This window comes from Methylophaga sp. UBA3613 (genome assembly GCF_002375415.1).
GTDB lineage: Bacteria > Pseudomonadota > Gammaproteobacteria > Nitrosococcales > Methylophagaceae > Methylophaga.
Genome location: NZ_DFLS01000006.1, coordinates 57,584 through 74,454, shown reverse-complemented (window position 1 = coordinate 74,454; position 16,871 = coordinate 57,584). Strand labels below are relative to the sequence as shown.

Annotated in this window: 15 protein-coding genes; 8 read left to right on the top strand and 7 right to left on the bottom strand. The window is 44.1% G+C overall.

What is annotated here, in order from left to right:
• Positions 1 to 15: 15 nt before the first annotated feature.
• From hrpA to B3S93_RS06585, 5 genes are all read left to right on the top strand, one after another.
• Entirely contained in the window at positions 16 to 3,903 is a 3,888-nt protein-coding gene (gene hrpA, locus B3S93_RS06605; RefSeq protein ID WP_292398843.1) for an ATP-dependent RNA helicase HrpA, read from the top strand.
• A gap of 264 nt (positions 3,904 to 4,167) precedes the next feature.
• The gene (locus tag B3S93_RS06600) at positions 4,168 to 4,563 is read left to right on the top strand and encodes a c-type cytochrome (RefSeq protein ID WP_292356844.1); all 396 of its coding nucleotides are present in this window, start codon (positions 4,168 to 4,170) and stop codon (positions 4,561 to 4,563) included.
• 70 nt (positions 4,564 to 4,633) lie between these two features.
• On the top strand, positions 4,634 to 4,924 hold the full coding sequence (locus tag B3S93_RS06595; RefSeq protein ID WP_292356846.1) for a PepSY domain-containing protein: 291 nt from the start codon (positions 4,634 to 4,636) through the stop codon (positions 4,922 to 4,924).
• A gap of 2 nt (positions 4,925 to 4,926) precedes the next feature.
• On the top strand, positions 4,927 to 5,604 hold the full coding sequence (locus B3S93_RS06590; RefSeq protein ID WP_292398840.1) for a response regulator transcription factor: 678 nt from the start codon (positions 4,927 to 4,929) through the stop codon (positions 5,602 to 5,604).
• Complete coding sequence (locus B3S93_RS06585; RefSeq protein ID WP_292356850.1) at positions 5,597 to 6,949, top strand: ATP-binding protein; 1,353 nt, start codon at positions 5,597 to 5,599, stop codon at positions 6,947 to 6,949. The genes B3S93_RS06590 and B3S93_RS06585 overlap by 8 nt, the downstream gene beginning before the upstream one ends.
• On the opposite strand, the gene yjgA is transcribed toward B3S93_RS06585, so the two are convergent.
• From yjgA to B3S93_RS06560, 5 genes are read right to left on the bottom strand one after another with little or no spacing between them, the layout of a single operon-like run.
• Complete coding sequence (gene yjgA, locus B3S93_RS06580; RefSeq protein ID WP_292398837.1) at positions 6,943 to 7,473, bottom strand: ribosome biogenesis factor YjgA; 531 nt, start codon at positions 7,471 to 7,473, stop codon at positions 6,943 to 6,945. The two genes, B3S93_RS06585 and yjgA, sit on opposite strands and share 7 nt — an antisense overlap.
• A 3-nt stretch (positions 7,474 to 7,476) precedes the next feature.
• Positions 7,477 to 7,893: a secondary thiamine-phosphate synthase enzyme YjbQ gene (locus B3S93_RS06575; RefSeq protein WP_292356854.1), complete on the bottom strand. Its 417-nt coding sequence runs from the start codon at positions 7,891 to 7,893 to the stop codon at positions 7,477 to 7,479.
• Positions 7,890 to 8,936, bottom strand: a complete 1,047-nt coding sequence (locus B3S93_RS06570; protein WP_292398834.1) for an anthranilate phosphoribosyltransferase — start codon at positions 8,934 to 8,936, stop codon at positions 7,890 to 7,892. The genes B3S93_RS06575 and B3S93_RS06570 overlap by 4 nt, the downstream gene beginning before the upstream one ends.
• The gene (gene ligA, locus B3S93_RS06565; protein WP_292398831.1) at positions 8,937 to 10,949 is read right to left on the bottom strand and encodes an NAD-dependent DNA ligase LigA; all 2,013 of its coding nucleotides are present in this window, start codon (positions 10,947 to 10,949) and stop codon (positions 8,937 to 8,939) included. It abuts the gene before it with no gap.
• Complete coding sequence (locus B3S93_RS06560; protein ID WP_292398828.1) at positions 10,933 to 11,685, bottom strand: cell division protein ZipA C-terminal FtsZ-binding domain-containing protein; 753 nt, start codon at positions 11,683 to 11,685, stop codon at positions 10,933 to 10,935. Before B3S93_RS06560 ends, ligA begins: the two co-directional genes overlap by 17 nt.
• Before the next feature lie 59 nt (positions 11,686 to 11,744).
• Between B3S93_RS06560 and queF the strand changes: the two genes are divergently transcribed.
• The 3 genes from queF to cysZ are packed head-to-tail and all read left to right on the top strand — an operon-like array spanning position 11,745 to position 14,197.
• Positions 11,745 to 12,134 (top strand): preQ(1) synthase, encoded by a 390-nt coding sequence (queF, locus tag B3S93_RS06555; RefSeq protein ID WP_292356861.1) that lies wholly within the window; start codon positions 11,745 to 11,747, stop codon positions 12,132 to 12,134.
• A 2-nt stretch (positions 12,135 to 12,136) separates the two neighbouring features.
• The gene (locus B3S93_RS06550; protein WP_292398825.1) at positions 12,137 to 13,414 is read left to right on the top strand and encodes an FGGY-family carbohydrate kinase; all 1,278 of its coding nucleotides are present in this window, start codon (positions 12,137 to 12,139) and stop codon (positions 13,412 to 13,414) included.
• Between the two features lie 12 nt (positions 13,415 to 13,426).
• The gene (gene cysZ / locus B3S93_RS06545; RefSeq protein WP_292398822.1) at positions 13,427 to 14,197 is read left to right on the top strand and encodes a sulfate transporter CysZ; all 771 of its coding nucleotides are present in this window, start codon (positions 13,427 to 13,429) and stop codon (positions 14,195 to 14,197) included.
• 89 nt (positions 14,198 to 14,286) lie between these two features.
• On the opposite strand, the gene B3S93_RS06540 is transcribed toward cysZ, so the two are convergent.
• Positions 14,287 to 16,461, bottom strand: coding sequence for a TonB-dependent receptor family protein (locus B3S93_RS06540; protein ID WP_292398819.1), 2,175 nt, complete (start codon positions 16,459 to 16,461; stop codon positions 14,287 to 14,289).
• 187 nt (positions 16,462 to 16,648) lie between these two features.
• Entirely contained in the window at positions 16,649 to 16,852 is a 204-nt protein-coding gene (locus B3S93_RS06535; protein ID WP_292398816.1) for a (2Fe-2S)-binding protein, read from the bottom strand.
• Positions 16,853 to 16,871: the final 19 nt, after the last annotated feature.

Sequence of the window (16,871 nt, the reverse complement as noted above, 5' to 3'; positions counted from 1 at the left end):
GTAAATTGAAAATTAGTGAACAATCAACAGCAACAACTTAAAACTCAAATAAAAAATACCATGCTCGCCGACCAGCACAAACTGCGTCGGCGATTAGTGCAGTTACAGAATAAATCCGCCAATGAGAGCGAATGGCTGAATCTGCAGCAACAGATTGAACGTTCAAATGAGCGCTTTCAGTTTCGTTTGAACAACCTTCCAAAGCCCTCCCTTAATGCTGATCTTCCCGTTATTGAAAGAAAGGAAGATATCGCAAAAGCCATTCAGCAGCATCAGGTCATTATTCTTTGTGGTGAAACCGGTTCCGGTAAAACCACGCAGTTACCTCAAATATGTCTTGAGCTGGGTCGCGGTGTTGGTGGTCTGATTGGTCATACTCAGCCGCGACGTATTGCCGCCCGGACTGTTGCAACACGTATTGCTGAAGAACTAAAGTCTCAAATCGGTGAAGCGGTTGGTTATAAAGTCCGGTTTCATGATCAGGTAAAAGCCGATAAAAGCTATATCAAACTGATGACAGACGGTATTTTGCTGGCTGAAACGCAAAACGACCCCTACCTGAATCAATATGACACGCTGATTATTGATGAAGCGCATGAACGCAGTCTGAATATTGATTTTCTATTGGGTTATCTCAAACAACTGCTGCCGAAACGCCCGGATCTGAAACTGATCATCACCTCGGCAACTATTGATACTCAACGATTCTCTGAGCATTTTGACAATGCACCGGTGATCGAAGTCAGTGGCCGCACTTATCCTGTTGAAATCCGCTATCGTCCATTATTAAGTCGTGATGATGACAGTGAAGATCTGGATTTTGTTGACGGTATCGTTCAGGCAGTAGATGAATTATGTCGAGTCGGGCCAGGTGATGTACTGATATTCCTCTCGGGTGAACGCGATATCCGTGATGTCTCTGAAGCACTTCGCAAACATCATCCGCCCAATACCGAAATTCTGCCATTATTTGCCCGACAATCAGCCAGCGAGCAGAACCGTGTGTTTAAAACCGGTGGCCCGCGACGTATTATTCTGGCGACCAATGTAGCGGAAACGTCGTTGACCGTACCGGGTATTCGTTATGTCGTTGATCCCGGTCTGGCGCGTATCAGCCGCTACAGTGTACGAAATAAAGTGCAACGTTTACCGATTGAGAAAATATCGCAATCGAGTGCGAATCAGCGTTCCGGTCGTTGTGGTCGTGTTGCCGCCGGGGTTTGTATTCGTTTATACGATGAAGAAGATTTTGCTGCCAGACCGGCATTTACCGATCCGGAAATTCTGCGTACCAATCTGGCCTCAGTTATTTTGCAGATGACCGCATTAAAACTGGGCGACCCGGCTAAATTTCCATTTATCAATCCCCCACCACCGAAGATGATCAACGATGGTTATCGGTTGTTGGAAGAACTCAATGCTGTAAATGGCAAACGCCAAATAACCGAAACAGGTCGTCAGCTTGCCAAATTACCAATTGATCCGCGTATTGCCAGAATGATTCTGGCGGCAAATGATCAAAACAGTCTGAATGAAGTGCTGGTGATAGCCAGTGCCCTGAGTATTCAGGATCCACGAGAACGTCCGATGGATAAACAACAGGCTGCAGATGAAGCACATAGCAAATACAAAGACGACCGATCAGATTTTTTAGCGTTTCTTAAGCTATGGGATTTGTATCATGACCGTCAGAAACACTTAAGTCAGAACAAATTTCGCAAATACTGCAAAGAAAACTTTCTGTCTTTTCTGCGTCTGCGTGAATGGCATGATATTTATCAGCAACTGCATGTGCAAACCACACAGATGGGCTTCAAACCTAATCAGCAACCCGCTGAGTATCAATCCATTCATCAAGCCTTGCTCAGCGGTCTGTTAAGCAATGTGGCCATAAAAGCTGACCAGCATAGTTATGCCGGCACACGTAATCTGAAACTGAAAATTTTTCCTGGCTCAGCATTACATAAAAAAGGTCCTAAATGGATCATGGCGGCCGAGCTGGTGGAAACTGGACAACTCTATGCCCGGATTGTCGCCAAAATTGAACCCGAATGGATTGAACCCATTGCAGGAGATCTGGTTAAACGCCAATACAGCGATCCGCACTGGGAGAAAAAACCGGCTCAAGTAGTCGCTTTTGAAAGTGTCAGTCTCTATGGATTACCCATAGTCAACCGTCGAAAAATTCACTATGGACCATTGGATCGCCCTACTTCCAACGAGATATTTATCCGTGAAGCTCTGGTCAATGGTGATTTCAACTGTCAGGCCAAATTTTTCCAACATAATCGCCAGCTGATTGATGAAATTGAACTGTTGGAGCAAAAATCACGGCGACGTGATGTGCTGGCAGATGAAGACACTCTGTTTGCTTTTTATCATGAACGTATTCCTGACGATATTATCAATGGCCACGGCTTTGAAAAATGGCGTAAACAGGCAGAAAAGAAAGACCCTCAGTGTTTGTTTATGAGCCGTGAAATTCTGATGCAGCACAATGCTGATCAGGTTACGGTCGATAGTTATCCGGATCAGTTGCTGGTGAATCGTGTTCCGTTGCCACTTGAATATCATTTTGAGCCAGGCAAGCAACATGATGGTATTACCCAGACGATTCCGCTGTCACTGCTCAATCAAAGTGATCCGGAACGTTATGAGTGGTTAGTGCCAGGCTTATTACGTGACAAGGTGATTTTTCTGCTAAAAAGCCTGCCTAAATCCTTGCGCCGTCATTTTATTCCTGTGCCGGATTATGCCGATCGGTGCCTGAAAGCATTAACGCCTTATGAAGGAGCATTGTTACCTGCTTTAACTGAGCAATTACGTAAAATGACAGGAGTTGAAATCAAAGCAGATGATTGGCGGCAGGAAGACCTGCCACTGTATCTGAAAATGAATTTTAAGCTGGTTGATGAACAAGGCGAACTGCTGGCAGAAAATCGTGATTTAAATCAGTTAAAGCAGGACTGGTCAAAAGAGGCTGCTGCCAGTTTCCGTCAGTTACCCGATTCTGAATATGAAAAATCCGGGATGACCGGCTGGGACTTTGATGCTTTTCCGGAGCATATTGTGATGCAGCAAAATGGCCTGGAAATGACGGCCTATCCTGCCCTGGTAGATCGTGGTGATCATGTGGATCTGACCCTGATGGATACCTTGCAGCAAGCTAAATCATTCTCAGCTATAGGATTGAGAAGACTATTTATGCTGGCTGAAAAAGATAACGTTAAATATCTGCAAAAAAACCTGCCGGATATACAGAAGATGTGCCTGCATTATGCCAATGTACCAGCTGCGCCATTTGAAGAGAACAAAACCCAGCAGATTTCACCATGCGAGCAGCTGAAACAGGATTTGATAGCCGTTGCCTTTGATCGGTGCTTTCTGAAAGATCAGGACTGGCCACGAGACAAACAACAGTTTGAACAACGCTTACAACAACGTAGAAGTGAACTCATTAATATTGCTAATCAGCTTGCCAGACTGATTGCCGAACCATTAAGTGAATATCATGCGATTGCCAAACGGTTGTCTGGAAATATTCCTCTGGCTGCAATGCATGCGGTTAAAGACATCCGTGAACAATTAAACTATCTGCTGTATCAGGGATTTGTGCATCACACGCCGGATGAGGCTTTACAACGGTTACCCGCCTATTTTCGGGCCATCGGTGCGCGTCTGGATAAACTGAAAACCGATCCAGCCAAAGATCGTCAACGGCAAATGGAAGTCCAGCCCTACTGGCAACGTTATCTGACCAATATCAAACGTGCTGATAATGAAGCAATGCAACAATATCGCTGGATGATTGAAGAATTTCGTATCTCGGTATTTGCCCAGGAAATTGGCACTGCCTATGCCATATCAGCCAAACGTCTCGATAAGCAATGGGCAGAATGTTAAATCTTTAACCTTTCATCACCCATTCAGTCGCAGTTCAGTTAAGTATTGTTACTCTGACTTAAACTTCAGTATGTGGAGTAAGTCATGCACAAATATATTGTTCATCTCGTTGGTATCAACGATACCTATTCTTCTGACATATCTTCACACACTCTACACGGGCAACAGTTCAGATGGATAATGCTTTCTGGAACTCAGCTGATGAAAACCGATGACATGTTAAGCTCAAAAAATCGTGTCCTTTCGATCGGTCGATAATCAGCTATGAATTTACGTTTGGCAGGATTTATCTTTCTTTGCAGTAACAATTTCTGGTTGGGGGGCGTTCAGGCTCAGGTTCCCTACACCGTTACTGAAGGCAATAAACTGGATTCACAAACCTATCAAGGCTATTTGCTTTATCGAAACTGGTGTGCCCGTTGTCATGGCACTTTCGCACAGGGACTGGCTGGCCCCAATTTAGCGAAAAGTCTTAAACAGACCTCAAAAGACGAATTCATGCAGGTATTGGTCAAAGGTAAAAATGGTCGTATCGGCATCATGCCTGGATTTAATGATAATCCCCAGGTCATCAATGGCAGAGAGCAACTTTATAATTATTTACGCGCCCGGGCAGACAATGCTATTGGCCCGGTGCAACCTGAGCAGGGATCAAAATGATACATTCACCCCAAACCTGCAGTTTGCTATTATCCACTTATAACAAGCACACTAAAATTAAGGTTATTACATGAAATTTTCCTGGTATCTGTTACTTCTGATGCTAACGTTACCTTTATCTGGTTACACCGACCATTTGCCGCCTGAAGCAGAGGCGGGAACCAGTATTAACGATATCGCCCTACCGCTGACCAAAAAAACTGCCGCAGAATTAGCTCAGGTTGAAACCGGTGGACGGGTTTTATCGGTAGATCAGGAACAATATCAAAACCATACAATTTTCCGCGTCAAAGTCCTGCATGTTGATGGTAAGGTGAAAACCTACCGCCTGGATCGGCAAACCGGATATCAAATGCAATAGCTATGCGTGTTTTATTAATTGAAGATGAACCTCACCTGCGCGAACAGATCGGTCAGCATTTACGTCAACATCAACTTACTGTAGATATGAGTGCAGACGGTGAAGAAGGCTTATTCCTCGGCTCTGAATATCCGTATGACGTTGCTGTTATTGATTTGGGGCTACCTAAACTTTCCGGAATCGAGGTCATCAAACAGCTTCGCGAACAAAACATCACTTTTCCCATTTTGATCCTGACTGCTCGCGGTCGCTGGCAAGATAAAGTCGAAGGGCTTGAAGCCGGTGCCGATGATTATCTGGTCAAACCCTTTCATTTTGAAGAATTACTGGCGCGTTTAAATGCGCTGGCGCGTCGTGCTGCAGGCTGGTCAAATTCCACTATGTGTTGTGGACCGGTGGAACTCAATCCATCTTCTCAGCAAGTAACGGTCAATCAGTCGGCAATTGAATTAACTGCATTTGAATACCGTCTATTACATTATCTGATGCTGCACGCTGGAGAAGTTATTTCCAAAACTGCACTAACGGATCACATATATGAACAGGATCAGGATCGCGACAGCAATGTCATAGAAGTATTTGTCAAAAGGCTGAGAAATAAACTGGATCCGGATAAATCAATAAATCCGATAGAAACATTACGAGGCCGGGGTTATCGGCTGACGCTGCCTCGTGAATAAACTCAACTTATCACTGACCAATCGACAGCTGATTGCCGTTACGCTGGTATTAAGTGCGTTTCTGGGTATCTCGGCTTTCAGTTTATTTAATGCCTTTGCTGGAAGCGCCGAAACAGCCCAGAAACAACGTTTATTAAATTATGTTTATACCCTGCTGACTGCTGCTGAAATCAGCCATGACGGTAAATTACATATGCAGGAAAGTCTGGCTGAACCAAAATTTTCTATTCCCAATTCAGGTCTTTACGCACAAATTACCAGTGGTAATAAAATTGTCTGGCAATCCCCTTCGGCTATTGGTTTATTTTTGGCTCTTCCCTATCATCCTGGCCCTTCAGAACAGTTATATAGTCAGATTAATCTTGATAATGGCATGAAGTTACAGAATCTCGCATTTGGGATTGTTTGGGAAAATGACGATGGTGAGCATTTTGATTACACCATTAATGTTTCTGAAGATCAGCATATGCTGGAAGCACAGATAGATGAGTTTCAGTTAAACCTCTGGTACTGGCTCGGTGGAACCGGATTGATGTTGTTAATTGCCCAATGGTTAATCTTGCGTTGGAGTTTACAACCGTTACATAAAGCAGCAGCTGATTTACACGCTATTGAAGCGGGAAAACAACAACGTCTGGGTGATGACTATCCCAGCGAGTTACAACAGCTCACCCGAAATATTAATAACCTGTTGGATCACGAACAATCTCGTCGACAACGCTATAAAAATTCACTCGCGGATCTGGCGCATAGCCTGAAAACCCCCTTGGCTTTATTACGTTCTGAACTGGAAAGCTGTGATGATGTAACCGCCTGTAAATTGACTGGTGAGGAACAGTTGGATCGCATTAATGCTCTCGTCGATTATCAATTGCAACGTGCTGCCACTGAAGGCAAAAGTAACTTACTGGCGCCGGTTTCGATTGGAGAAATCATCACTAAATTGATGAATTCACTAAAAAAAGTCTACCAAAGTAAAAATATCCATACGCAATGCGAAATTGAACGAGATGCCATGCTGCATGCTGACGAAGGCGATATGTACGAGTTACTCGGCAATCTATTGGAAAACGCATTCAAATACTGCGACCAACAGGTCAATATCGTTTTACGCCAGCAAAATCGCAGAATTGTCGTGCGTATTGAAGATGATGGTCCTGGCGTTCCAGCACATGCCAGTGCAGATATCATCAAACGTGGCAGACGTATGGATACCCAGATTGAAGGTCAGGGACTGGGCTTGGCAATTGCCAGCGATATCGTCGAAGCTTATCAGGGCAAAATCAGTGTGCAGCAAAGCTATCTGGGTGGTGCATGCTTTTTAATCGAACTTATCGATCACTGATTTTGCTGTAATTGCTGCAGATATTTAAACAATAGTCGGGCAGATTTTGGCGGCTGTTGTTTGGCGGCTTCCTGCTTGGCATTCCGGACCAACTGTCTTACGTGTTGATTATCAAAATCTTCAAAATAACCGCGTAGTTCTGTCACAACAGTATCGTCTTCTGCTAATAAGCGATCCCGCCAGTTTTCCAGTTGATGAAACTGGTCAGTTTGAGCCTGTTTAGGCTGCTTCAGCTGTTCCAGTTTCTGCTGTATTTCTTCATGATCCAGTCGGGCAATAATGCCACCGATATAACCGGTCTGCCGTTTTAAGGCCCCTTTACTCATGGTTTGGGCTTTAAGAACCGCTTCAGTTAAATCTTCGTCCAGCTCCAGTTTTAATAAGTCTTTTTTTGGCAGCTCTATTAAATCCTGACCTAACTTTCTTAACGCATCGAGTTCTCGTTTAATACGCGATTTACTCTTGGGAATCGAAGACCAATCAAATTCTTCATCAAGGTGATCCTGTTCAAATTCTTCATTCATTTTTTATTCACCTTGTACTGTAACGATCACACGACGCTGCTGCCGATGCGTTCTGTGTTCCCATAAATAGATTCCCTGCCAGATCCCCAAAGCACATTTTCCATTACTGACCGGTACCACCAGATCGGGATTAGTCAACACGGTACGGATATGCGCGCTCATATCATCCGGACCTTCATCCTGATGTAAAAACATGGGATCTCCATCGGGGACGATATGTTGCATGTAGGTTTCCAGATCACGTCTGACATCAGGGTCAGCATTTTCACAAATCATCAAAGAAGCACTGGTGTGTTGGACAAACACATGACAGGTTCCGGTAGTGATTCCCGAAGCAGATACAATTTTAGCCACATCATCAGTGATATTGATGGTGCTGCGGCCTTTCAATTCAAATTGTAATTGTTGTTGCAAAATCATTTTGTTCTACCTTTTTCAAAAGCAGCAAAGGCATTACCCGAATCGAGGCTCTTCCTTACTAAATCCCCTGCTCTATTCTGATCTGAAACCAATCCACAGTGCCATAAAGCCATTGCTGCTCCATAAACCAGCAAATCATAAGCCACCCCTTTTTCACCCTGCAATGCCGCAATTCCACGTTGGGCTGACTCTGCTGCTGTCAGTTGATCCAAATCAGGCATAACGCCTCGAGTCTGCTGATCAACACCAAATGCCTGAGGATCCAATGAACAGGGTTTTAATGCACCATCGATCAATAAAAAGTTATCCGAGGTTTCACGTAAGGTTGGCACAATCCCGCCTTCCAGACCACGTACGATCAATGCGCTGTCAAAGCCGCTCTGTTTGGCAAGATAAGCCAACACTGGCGGATAGGCTTTATGTACAAAGCCTATTTGTAGATGCGTTTTCTTAGCCTTAACCGGCATCACCAGCTTTTCCAATGTCGCCAGACTAGGGCGTTTAATCATCAAACGGCGTAAATCCTGTAACGCAAACAAACTGGGTGTGGTAATTGCCTGATCAAGATAGGCCCAGCCGGTATCAGCATGGTTTAGTTGTTCGGCCGCTTCAGCGACCGTCAACTGAATATTCACACCCGCTGCTTCTAACACCTGTGCATGGGTGACACCAAATTTCGGTGCCATTTGGTAAACACCTTGCGATAACGCTGGCAAACCACAAGCTGCCATTACGGCAGGTAAAAATGCCGCTATTGGACAATGGCGGCTAAAGCCATTAAACGGATCGGAAAGTAGCATCACATTATCCACATCAAGTGGATGTTGTCCGGTCTTTTCCTGGATAGCTAACAACAGCCCCAGATTTTCTTCATCGGTTTCCCGTTTCATTCGCAATGCAATCAGCATTACCGCCATTCGCACCGGATCCACTTCACCTGAGAGGATTTCCAGCATCGCTTCACGGCTTTCCTCAAGACTGAGATCTTTACTCAGATGGGGGCCGGTGGCGACTTTTTTGATGGCATCAGCAACTGCACTCATTTAATTAATCCACTGTATTAGGGTCGCTTCATCGACCACGTCAATCCCGAGAGATTGGGCTTTATTCAATTTGGAACCGGCATCTCTGCCCGCCACCACATAATCGGTTTTGGCAGAAACGCTGCCTGCTACTTTGGCACCTAACGCCAATAATTTTTCTTTGGCTTCACTACGAGACAAATTTTCTAAAGTGCCCGTCAGTACAATAGTTTTACCGGCCAACTCTGAATTGGCATACACCGGTTTTTCTTCCGGCCAATTGACCCCGGCTTCTAAAAGCCGCTGAATCACATCCAGATTGTGGGTTTGTCGGAAGAAAGTATAAATATGATGCGCAACTACTGGACCCACATCTTCAATTTCAATTAGCTCGTCTTCTTTAGCTGCCGTTAGTTTATCCAGATCAACAAAGTGTAAAGCGAGTGACCGGGCGGTTGCTTCACCGACTTCTCGAATACCTAATGCATATAAAAATCGTGCAAAACGGGTATTTTTAGCCTGTTCCAATGCATTCACCAGATTTTCGGCAGATTTTTCTCCCATACGTTCCAACGCTGAAAACTGTTCTTTGTTCAGATAAAACAAATCCGCTGGATCTTTAATCAGCTCAGCATCAACCAGTTGCTCAACCAGCTTATCGCCCAGCCCATCAATGTCCAATGCTTTGCGAGAAGCAAAATGTTTTATAGCTTCTTTGCGTTGTGCAGCACAGAATAGACCACCACTGCAACGCGCTACGGCTTCACCTTCTACCCGTTCAACCTCTGCCCCGCAAACTGGACAATGCGTTGGCATTACAAACTCGATTGCATTGGCAGGACGCTTGTCTTTAACAACCTGAACGATTTCCGGAATCACGTCCCCTGCCCGGCGAATAATCACCGTATCGCCAATTCGTACATCCTTACGTCGGACTTCATCCTCATTATGCAGCGTGGCATTACTTACGGTAACACCACCGACAAAAACCGGTTGCAAACGCGCTACCGGGGTTAATGCACCGGTGCGGCCAACCTGAACTTCAATATCGACAACCTGAGTGCTTTCTTCCTGTGCCGGAAATTTATAGGCAATTGCCCATCGCGGTGCTCGTGAGACAAACCCCAAACGTTCCTGCAAACGGCTGTCATCGACTTTGAACACTACGCCATCAATTTCATAGGACAAACTGGCCCGACGCTCCCCAAGCCGATGCAGATACTCAAGGCATTCATCAACACCTTTCAATTGCTGGGTATCAGGAGAAACGGCTCCTCCCCATTCGCTGATGATCTGCATGGCTTCTGTATGGCTGGATGGACGTTCCATGCCTTGAAGTTCTCCAAGACCATAACAGAACAATGCTAGCGGTCGACTCGCCGTTACTGAGGAATCGAGTTGTCTTAATGATCCTGCAGCAGCATTACGTGGGTTTACGAACAGTTTTTCATTGTTGGCCAGGCGCTGTTGATTAAGCTTTTCAAAACCCGCTTTTGGCATATAGATTTCACCACGGATTTCAACTACTTGTGGAATATTCTTACCGTGAAGTTTCAATGGAACATTGCGGATGGTCCGAACATTTTCGGTGACATCTTCACCCACCGCACCATCTCCACGAGTGGCAGCCTGCACCAGTAAACCATTTTCATATCGAATACTGATAGCGAGACCATCCAGCTTGGGTTCAGCAGCATAAGTAATCACATCATCAGTATTAAGACGATCCAGAACACGCTGATTAAACGCTGTTAACTCGGCTTCATCAAACACGTTATCCAACGACAACATGGGCATCGCATGAGTCACTTGGGTAAATTTATCCAACGGAGCCGATCCCACCCGTTGTGTCGGTGAATCCGCAGTGATCAGTTCAGGATAATCGGCTTCGAGTTTTTTTAATTCAGCAAATAACCGATCATATTCGGCATCCGTTACCTCCGGATCATCCGCGCTGTAATACAGGAAGTTATAACGATTAATTAAGTCTCGAAGCTGTGCGGCTCGCTCGCTGATTTCAGGTGAAATCGTCATCAGATTTATTGCCTGCCTGCAAAGATAAATTTAATTCAAAGATTCGGTTACGCGTGGCTTCCAAATGTTTATCGGTAATCGGTTCACGTTTTTCGTCACAAAGGATGCCACCGAGATAGGCGGTCAGTTGCTGCGCGGTATCCAGCATTGAATCAAATACTGTCAGACCATTTACCGGGCCAGGAAGTCTGGCAAACATTAATAAGCCAGGAGTCTTCATTGAAATCAATTGATCAGGAAGCAAAGTACCGGGATCCAGAATATTCGCCACACTGAACAATGTCTGTCGGCGATTATTAACGGTATAACGATGATATATCTGCATATCACCGAAATGCATTTCCTGCTGTTCAAGTGCAGATTTGATTGCCCGTCCGGTAAACATTTGTGATTCGGGGGCCATAATGGTCAATGCCACCACCATTTCCCAATCGGGCGTATCGTCCTCTTCGTCAACATCGGCAAATTCGTCATCCATTTCCGAATCGTCGAATTCGTCGTTAACATCAGCCACATCTGAATCCATACGAACTTTGGGTCCGTCGGATAAATCCACAGTATCTTGCGCAAAAACTGAGTCAAATCGCGCGTGAAAATCACTATTCTCGTCGTTATCAAAACGATCCAGTTCACGCTCGAATTCCTGGGCACGCTGTTGCTGCCGGGAATGGCTATACCAGCCGCCAATAATCAGCGCCACTAAAACAACTACAGACAGGAGAATGATTTCTAACACTTAATTAAATCTGCCAACTCAGGGATAATAACGGTTTTGTTCACACTTAGAGATTACCTATGTCTACGCTACCAAGCAAACAACTGGAAACCTTCGATAACGCAGTACCGGAGCGGGATTATACCATCCACATCGAAACACCTGAATTTACTTGTCTGTGTCCGAAAACTGGTCAGCCGGATTTTGCCACGATTAAGATCGATTATGTACCGGATTTAAAATGCGTTGAACTGAAATCTCTGAAGCTTTACTTCTGGTCTTACCGTGAAGAAGGTGGTTTTCATGAAAAACTGACCAATCAGATTCTGACTGATTTAGTGGCTGCAACTGAACCCCGTTTTATGCGTGTTACCGGCATTTTCAATGTCCGTGGTGGCGTTTATACCAATGTTGTTGCCGAATATCGCAAAGAAGGTTGGGTCGCACCAACGCCTGTCCAGCTTCCATAAATATGCGCGAGAGCGCATGGATAGGCATTGATTTCGGCACCTCCGGGTGCCGGGTCTGCGCCGTAGACCAAAACGGCAATATTATTGCCCAGATTGAACAAAACCTTCCCGCAGCTCCACACCCTTACCCCTCACCCAAACAGCAGTCTCTTTATCTTTTTGAGGCGCTAAAAAGGCTGGTAAAGCAACTTCCCGCAGTTGTCATTGAATCCATTAGCATTGATGCGACTTCCGGCTCGGTAATGTTATCTGACCACCAAGGAAATCCTCTGACCGAGATGTTGATGTATAACGATCAACGTGCTTACATGGCGAGTGAAAAAATAGCGGAAAAAGCACCTATCAATTCAGCAGCAAGTGGTCCCAGCAGCGGTTTGGCAAAATTGCTGTATTTTCAATTAACCCTGGCGTTACCTGAAAAATATTATCTGTTGCACCAGGCCGATTGGCTGGCTATTCAGCTCGGCGCGACACCCGGTATAACGGATTACAATAATGCCTTGAAGTCTGGTTTTGATGTAGTGGCAAATCACTGGCCCAGCTGGCTGGAATTAATAACGCCAATGAGCGTTTTACCAAACGTTGTTGCACCAGGTACGGTGATTGGCAAACTCTCAGAAGCCGTTATGCTAAAACTTGGGATAAACCAGTCAGCACCGCCCCTGATTAAAGCCGGAACCACTGATAGCCTGGCTGCATTTATCGCTACTGGGGCTCGCCGGGTTGGAGAAGGCGTAACATCACTGGGTTCAACGCTGGTCTTGAAACTTATCTGTAAAAATCCGGTATTTGATGCTGAAACAGGTATTTACAGCCACAAATTAGGAAATCGCTGGTTATGTGGTGGCGCGTCTAACAGCGGTGGAGCAGTATTGAGACATTTCTTTACTGACGAGCAATTAATCACGTTAAGCCAGAAAATTGATTTAAACCAGTCTGCACCGGACTATTATCCATTGCTAACGCCGGGAGAGCGTTTTCCAGTTGCTGATCCAAACTATCCAGCAAAATTGTTACCCCGACCAGCGGAAGATCATCTATTTCTGCATGGGTTGCTGGCTGGCATTGCCAGTATAGAAAAAACAGGTTACCAATATCTGCAACAATTAAGTGCTACACCGTTAACGTCGATTCGAAGTGTTGGCGGTGGCGCTAAAAATCCTGTCTGGACAAAGCTGCGTGAGTCTTTATTGCAGGTTCCATTTGAAACAGTGGAACATACTGAAGCAGCATATGGCAGTGCATTACTTGCAAGAGATGGTCTTACATTATTCCAATAAGGTATTGAAAAAATGGGTGATTTTATCCAAGGTTCGCGCTATTTATTAAGCGGTTTCAAACTTATCAATCAACCCGGCGTACGTCGCTTTGCCTATATTCCAATTTTGATAAATACCTTGTTGTTTGCTGGAGCGATCTGGCTAGGTATTAACCAGTTTGATTATTGGATGACACAATTGACACCAACCTGGTTACCGGAATGGTTATCCAATGCATTGATGTGGATTCTTTGGCCGTTGTTTGCGGTACTGATTGTATTAATTGTGTTTTTCACTTTTTCCATTCTCGCCAATATCGTTGCTGCACCATTTAATGGACTGTTGGCAGAAGCTGTAGAAAAACGTTTATCCAATCAGGCTCCACCTGAACAAACTGTCTGGCAATTAATTGCTGACACACCAAGAATGATTTTTAATGAATTACGCAAATTAGGCTATTTGCTGAAATGGATGATTCCACTGTTTATCCTGTCGTGGATACCCGGACTGAATCTCATTGCACCCTTGTTATGGTTATTTTTTTCCAGTTGGACTCTGGCACTTGATTATCATGACTATCCAATGGGAAATCATTTAATGGGATTTAAGCAGCAACGAGAACTGCTCAGAACCAAGCGATCATTGGCGTTAGGCTTTGGCATGACAACTTTGGGTGCAACAATGATTCCGGTAATAAATTTTCTGATTATTCCAGTTGCTGTGGCTGGTGCAACGGCCTTATATGTTGGGAAATTACAAAAGAACAATAAAATTGATCTTAACAATAGCTTTCCAACTAAATAAGCTTAAAAAAAAAACGCCTGAAGTCATTCTTCAGGCGTTTTTTTTCAACAATTATTCAGTCTTAAATCAGACTTACTTTTTTCGCTTGTTTAAAAGTCGATAATTACACCAGCATAAACCGTACGATCAATATTCGGGCGTGCACCAAAAGGTTGGCGAGCCACAATTTCTTGACGGTCAAAGACATTTTCAACTTTCAAAAATACTTCTGGCCCATCCACGAATTGATAACGACTGATCAAATCCATCGTGAATAAACCGTCTGTGCGATCAAAACGACTGTCTGATTTATTACAGCCGACATCCACACAAGTTTCATCTATGTATTTAGCCACTGCGTAATTATTCCAGCCACTGCTATGCTCTAAACCAACTCTCGCACTGAACATATTTTCAGGAATATTTTGCAGTTCTAAACCACTATCAAGTTGATCACCAGATGTGGTTTCGCCGTCAGTATAGGTGTAGGTAATATCCACGGGGATCATAAAGTTACCAGCCGCAAATAATTTACCTGCTTGAAACTCAAGACCTTTAACCTCTGCTCCACCCAGACTAAATGAACCAGAATCAGCACCATTACTGCATTTGGAAGCGATCGAACATTGCTCGACAAAGTTACTAAAGTCAGAGTAGAAAGCGATTGCCTCACTGTAGAATGTGCCTTGATTAAAACGCACACCGAATTCATAGTTATCGCTCAAACCCGGATCAGTACCATCTTCAGCTCCGGCACTAATCGGAACCATACCTTCATGGTAACCCGCTAATACTTGCCAGTTTTCCGTCAAATCATATGTTGCTGAAATACCTGGTAAAAATTCCTGATAATCATTTTCAACTTTGCTGTTAGTCATTACGGTTGATCGGCTTGGGTCTGTATATCGCCGAGCTTTGCTTTCAACATCTTCCATACGCAGAGACAAGTTCACTAATAACTTGTCAGTAACCTGGAAATTATCGGTGATCCACATGCTTAGTGCTTGCGCTTCCTCTAAACGATTATCGCCGCCACTCACAGTATCTGCATCGCTACTTTGAAAAACCAGTTGTCCATTAATCTGATCATAGGTATCGACTGGTTGGAAACGATCCGTTTCATCGAAGTGCTGACGAACACCAAAATTCAGATCGTGTGCACCAACCAGCCAGTTGAAATTCAGCTGTGCGCCATAAGAATCATACTCACGATTATTATTCTTGTACTGAAGACCAGTAACATCTTGTGAACCATCAAGTATTGCCTGGGCGTTAGCGTCTCCAGCATTAGCTTGATCAATTAATTTGATGTTGTTGTTATATTTAAACCAGTTACGCTTGAATTCATTATGGTACAGGGTCACTGTTGAATTAAACGTGTCGCTCCATTTGAAATTATGGGTAAGGTTCAGGCCAGTATGGTCGTTATCCATATTGTCTATTTCTGTCAGTCCGTAACGACGGTTTTCATCATTTCGGAAATCAGCATCAGTTAAACCTGCATAGGTTTCATTAGAATCTTCGAAGGAACGTTGGAATTTAAATAAAACTTTATTGCGTTCATCTTCCCATGACAATTTGCCGACATAATCCTGAATTTCAAACCCACTGTCCTGTCCACTACGGTCAATATCTTTGAAACCTTCATTATTACGTTGAACAGTCTCCAATAAATAACCAAAGCCACCTTCTTTACCACCGTAATAGGCATGGGTATCAAACGAACCTTCATCACTAAGCATAAACATGGCACGGCCACGATTACTCTCCGGGATCGGCGTAGAAACCAGGTTAACGACACCACCAATAGTTTGAGGTCCATAACGTAATAATGGTGCGCCTTTTAACACTTCAATCGAATGCAAACGCATGGCTGTTGGAAAATAGTAGGCTGCTGGATTGGAATAAGGTGCCGGTGCGATCAACACACCATCTTCCATCAGCGTGATATTTTGGCTGCGTTCTGGTGCTGCAGCACGAATACCAATATTGGGACGCAAACCTAAACCATCTTCTTCCAATATATAAATACCAGGAACAGTTTTCAGAACCTGATGAATATCTGTGGTGGCCTCAGTTGTAAGCTGATCATTATCAATATAATAAGCCGATCCTGGTAACTCACGAGCAGCTTGTTCACTACCAATAACAGTTACGGAATCTAAGGATTTGACATCTTCCTCTGCTGCTACCTGTGAACCATATAGTGTTCCAAGTGCCAATGTCACCACTGAAACGATAGGTTTGAACTTGAAATTTCGCGGCTTGCGAATACCATTTGCCATATTATGTACCTTCAAAATTGCCATACGTAAAGAAATGTAAAGGCGAATGGTAATGGTTCTTATTAACCAGTCAAGAATTTTTCACATCTAAACCAGGAATTTTCGGAACAATCAGTGAGAAGATGTAATAACAAATATTACAAAGCTATGAAAAATAGGTATTTAACAACAATTATGAATATTGTTGCTATTTAACAACAAGCTCATCAAGCAGGTTCTCAATATCATAATCACAGGAACCACATCCTGAAATTGCGCCAGTTTTTCGTGAGATAGTATCGGTATCGACGATACCCTGCTCGAACAGACTGATGATCTTCCCACGAGTGGTTCCACTGCAATCACAGATCACTTCATCAGCTCTATCTGGGCCGTTATTGTTGTTACTCATGCAAGTTAGCTACCTGACA

Excerpts from the sequence above, each read along its gene's own strand:
- B3S93_RS06600 (WP_292356844.1), top strand. The coding sequence starts at position 4,168 with ATGAATTTACGTTTGGCAGGATTTATCTTTCTTTGCAGTAACAATTTC.
- B3S93_RS06595 (WP_292356846.1), top strand. The coding sequence starts at position 4,634 with ATGAAATTTTCCTGGTATCTGTTACTTCTGATGCTAACGTTACCTTTA.
- B3S93_RS06590 (WP_292398840.1), top strand. The coding sequence starts at position 4,927 with ATGCGTGTTTTATTAATTGAAGATGAACCTCACCTGCGCGAACAGATC.
- yjgA (WP_292398837.1), bottom strand. The coding sequence starts at position 7,473 with ATGAATGAAGAATTTGAACAGGATCACCTTGATGAAGAATTTGATTGG.
- B3S93_RS06575 (WP_292356854.1), bottom strand. The coding sequence starts at position 7,893 with ATGATTTTGCAACAACAATTACAATTTGAATTGAAAGGCCGCAGCACC.
- B3S93_RS06570 (WP_292398834.1), bottom strand. The coding sequence starts at position 8,936 with ATGAGTGCAGTTGCTGATGCCATCAAAAAAGTCGCCACCGGCCCCCAT.
- ligA (WP_292398831.1), bottom strand. The coding sequence starts at position 10,949 with ATGACGATTTCACCTGAAATCAGCGAGCGAGCCGCACAGCTTCGAGAC.
- queF (WP_292356861.1), top strand. The coding sequence starts at position 11,745 with ATGTCTACGCTACCAAGCAAACAACTGGAAACCTTCGATAACGCAGTA.
- B3S93_RS06550 (WP_292398825.1), top strand. The coding sequence starts at position 12,137 with ATGCGCGAGAGCGCATGGATAGGCATTGATTTCGGCACCTCCGGGTGC.
- cysZ (WP_292398822.1), top strand. The coding sequence starts at position 13,427 with ATGGGTGATTTTATCCAAGGTTCGCGCTATTTATTAAGCGGTTTCAAA.
- B3S93_RS06540 (WP_292398819.1), bottom strand. The coding sequence starts at position 16,461 with ATGGCAAATGGTATTCGCAAGCCGCGAAATTTCAAGTTCAAACCTATC.
- B3S93_RS06535 (WP_292398816.1), bottom strand. The coding sequence starts at position 16,852 with ATGAGTAACAACAATAACGGCCCAGATAGAGCTGATGAAGTGATCTGT.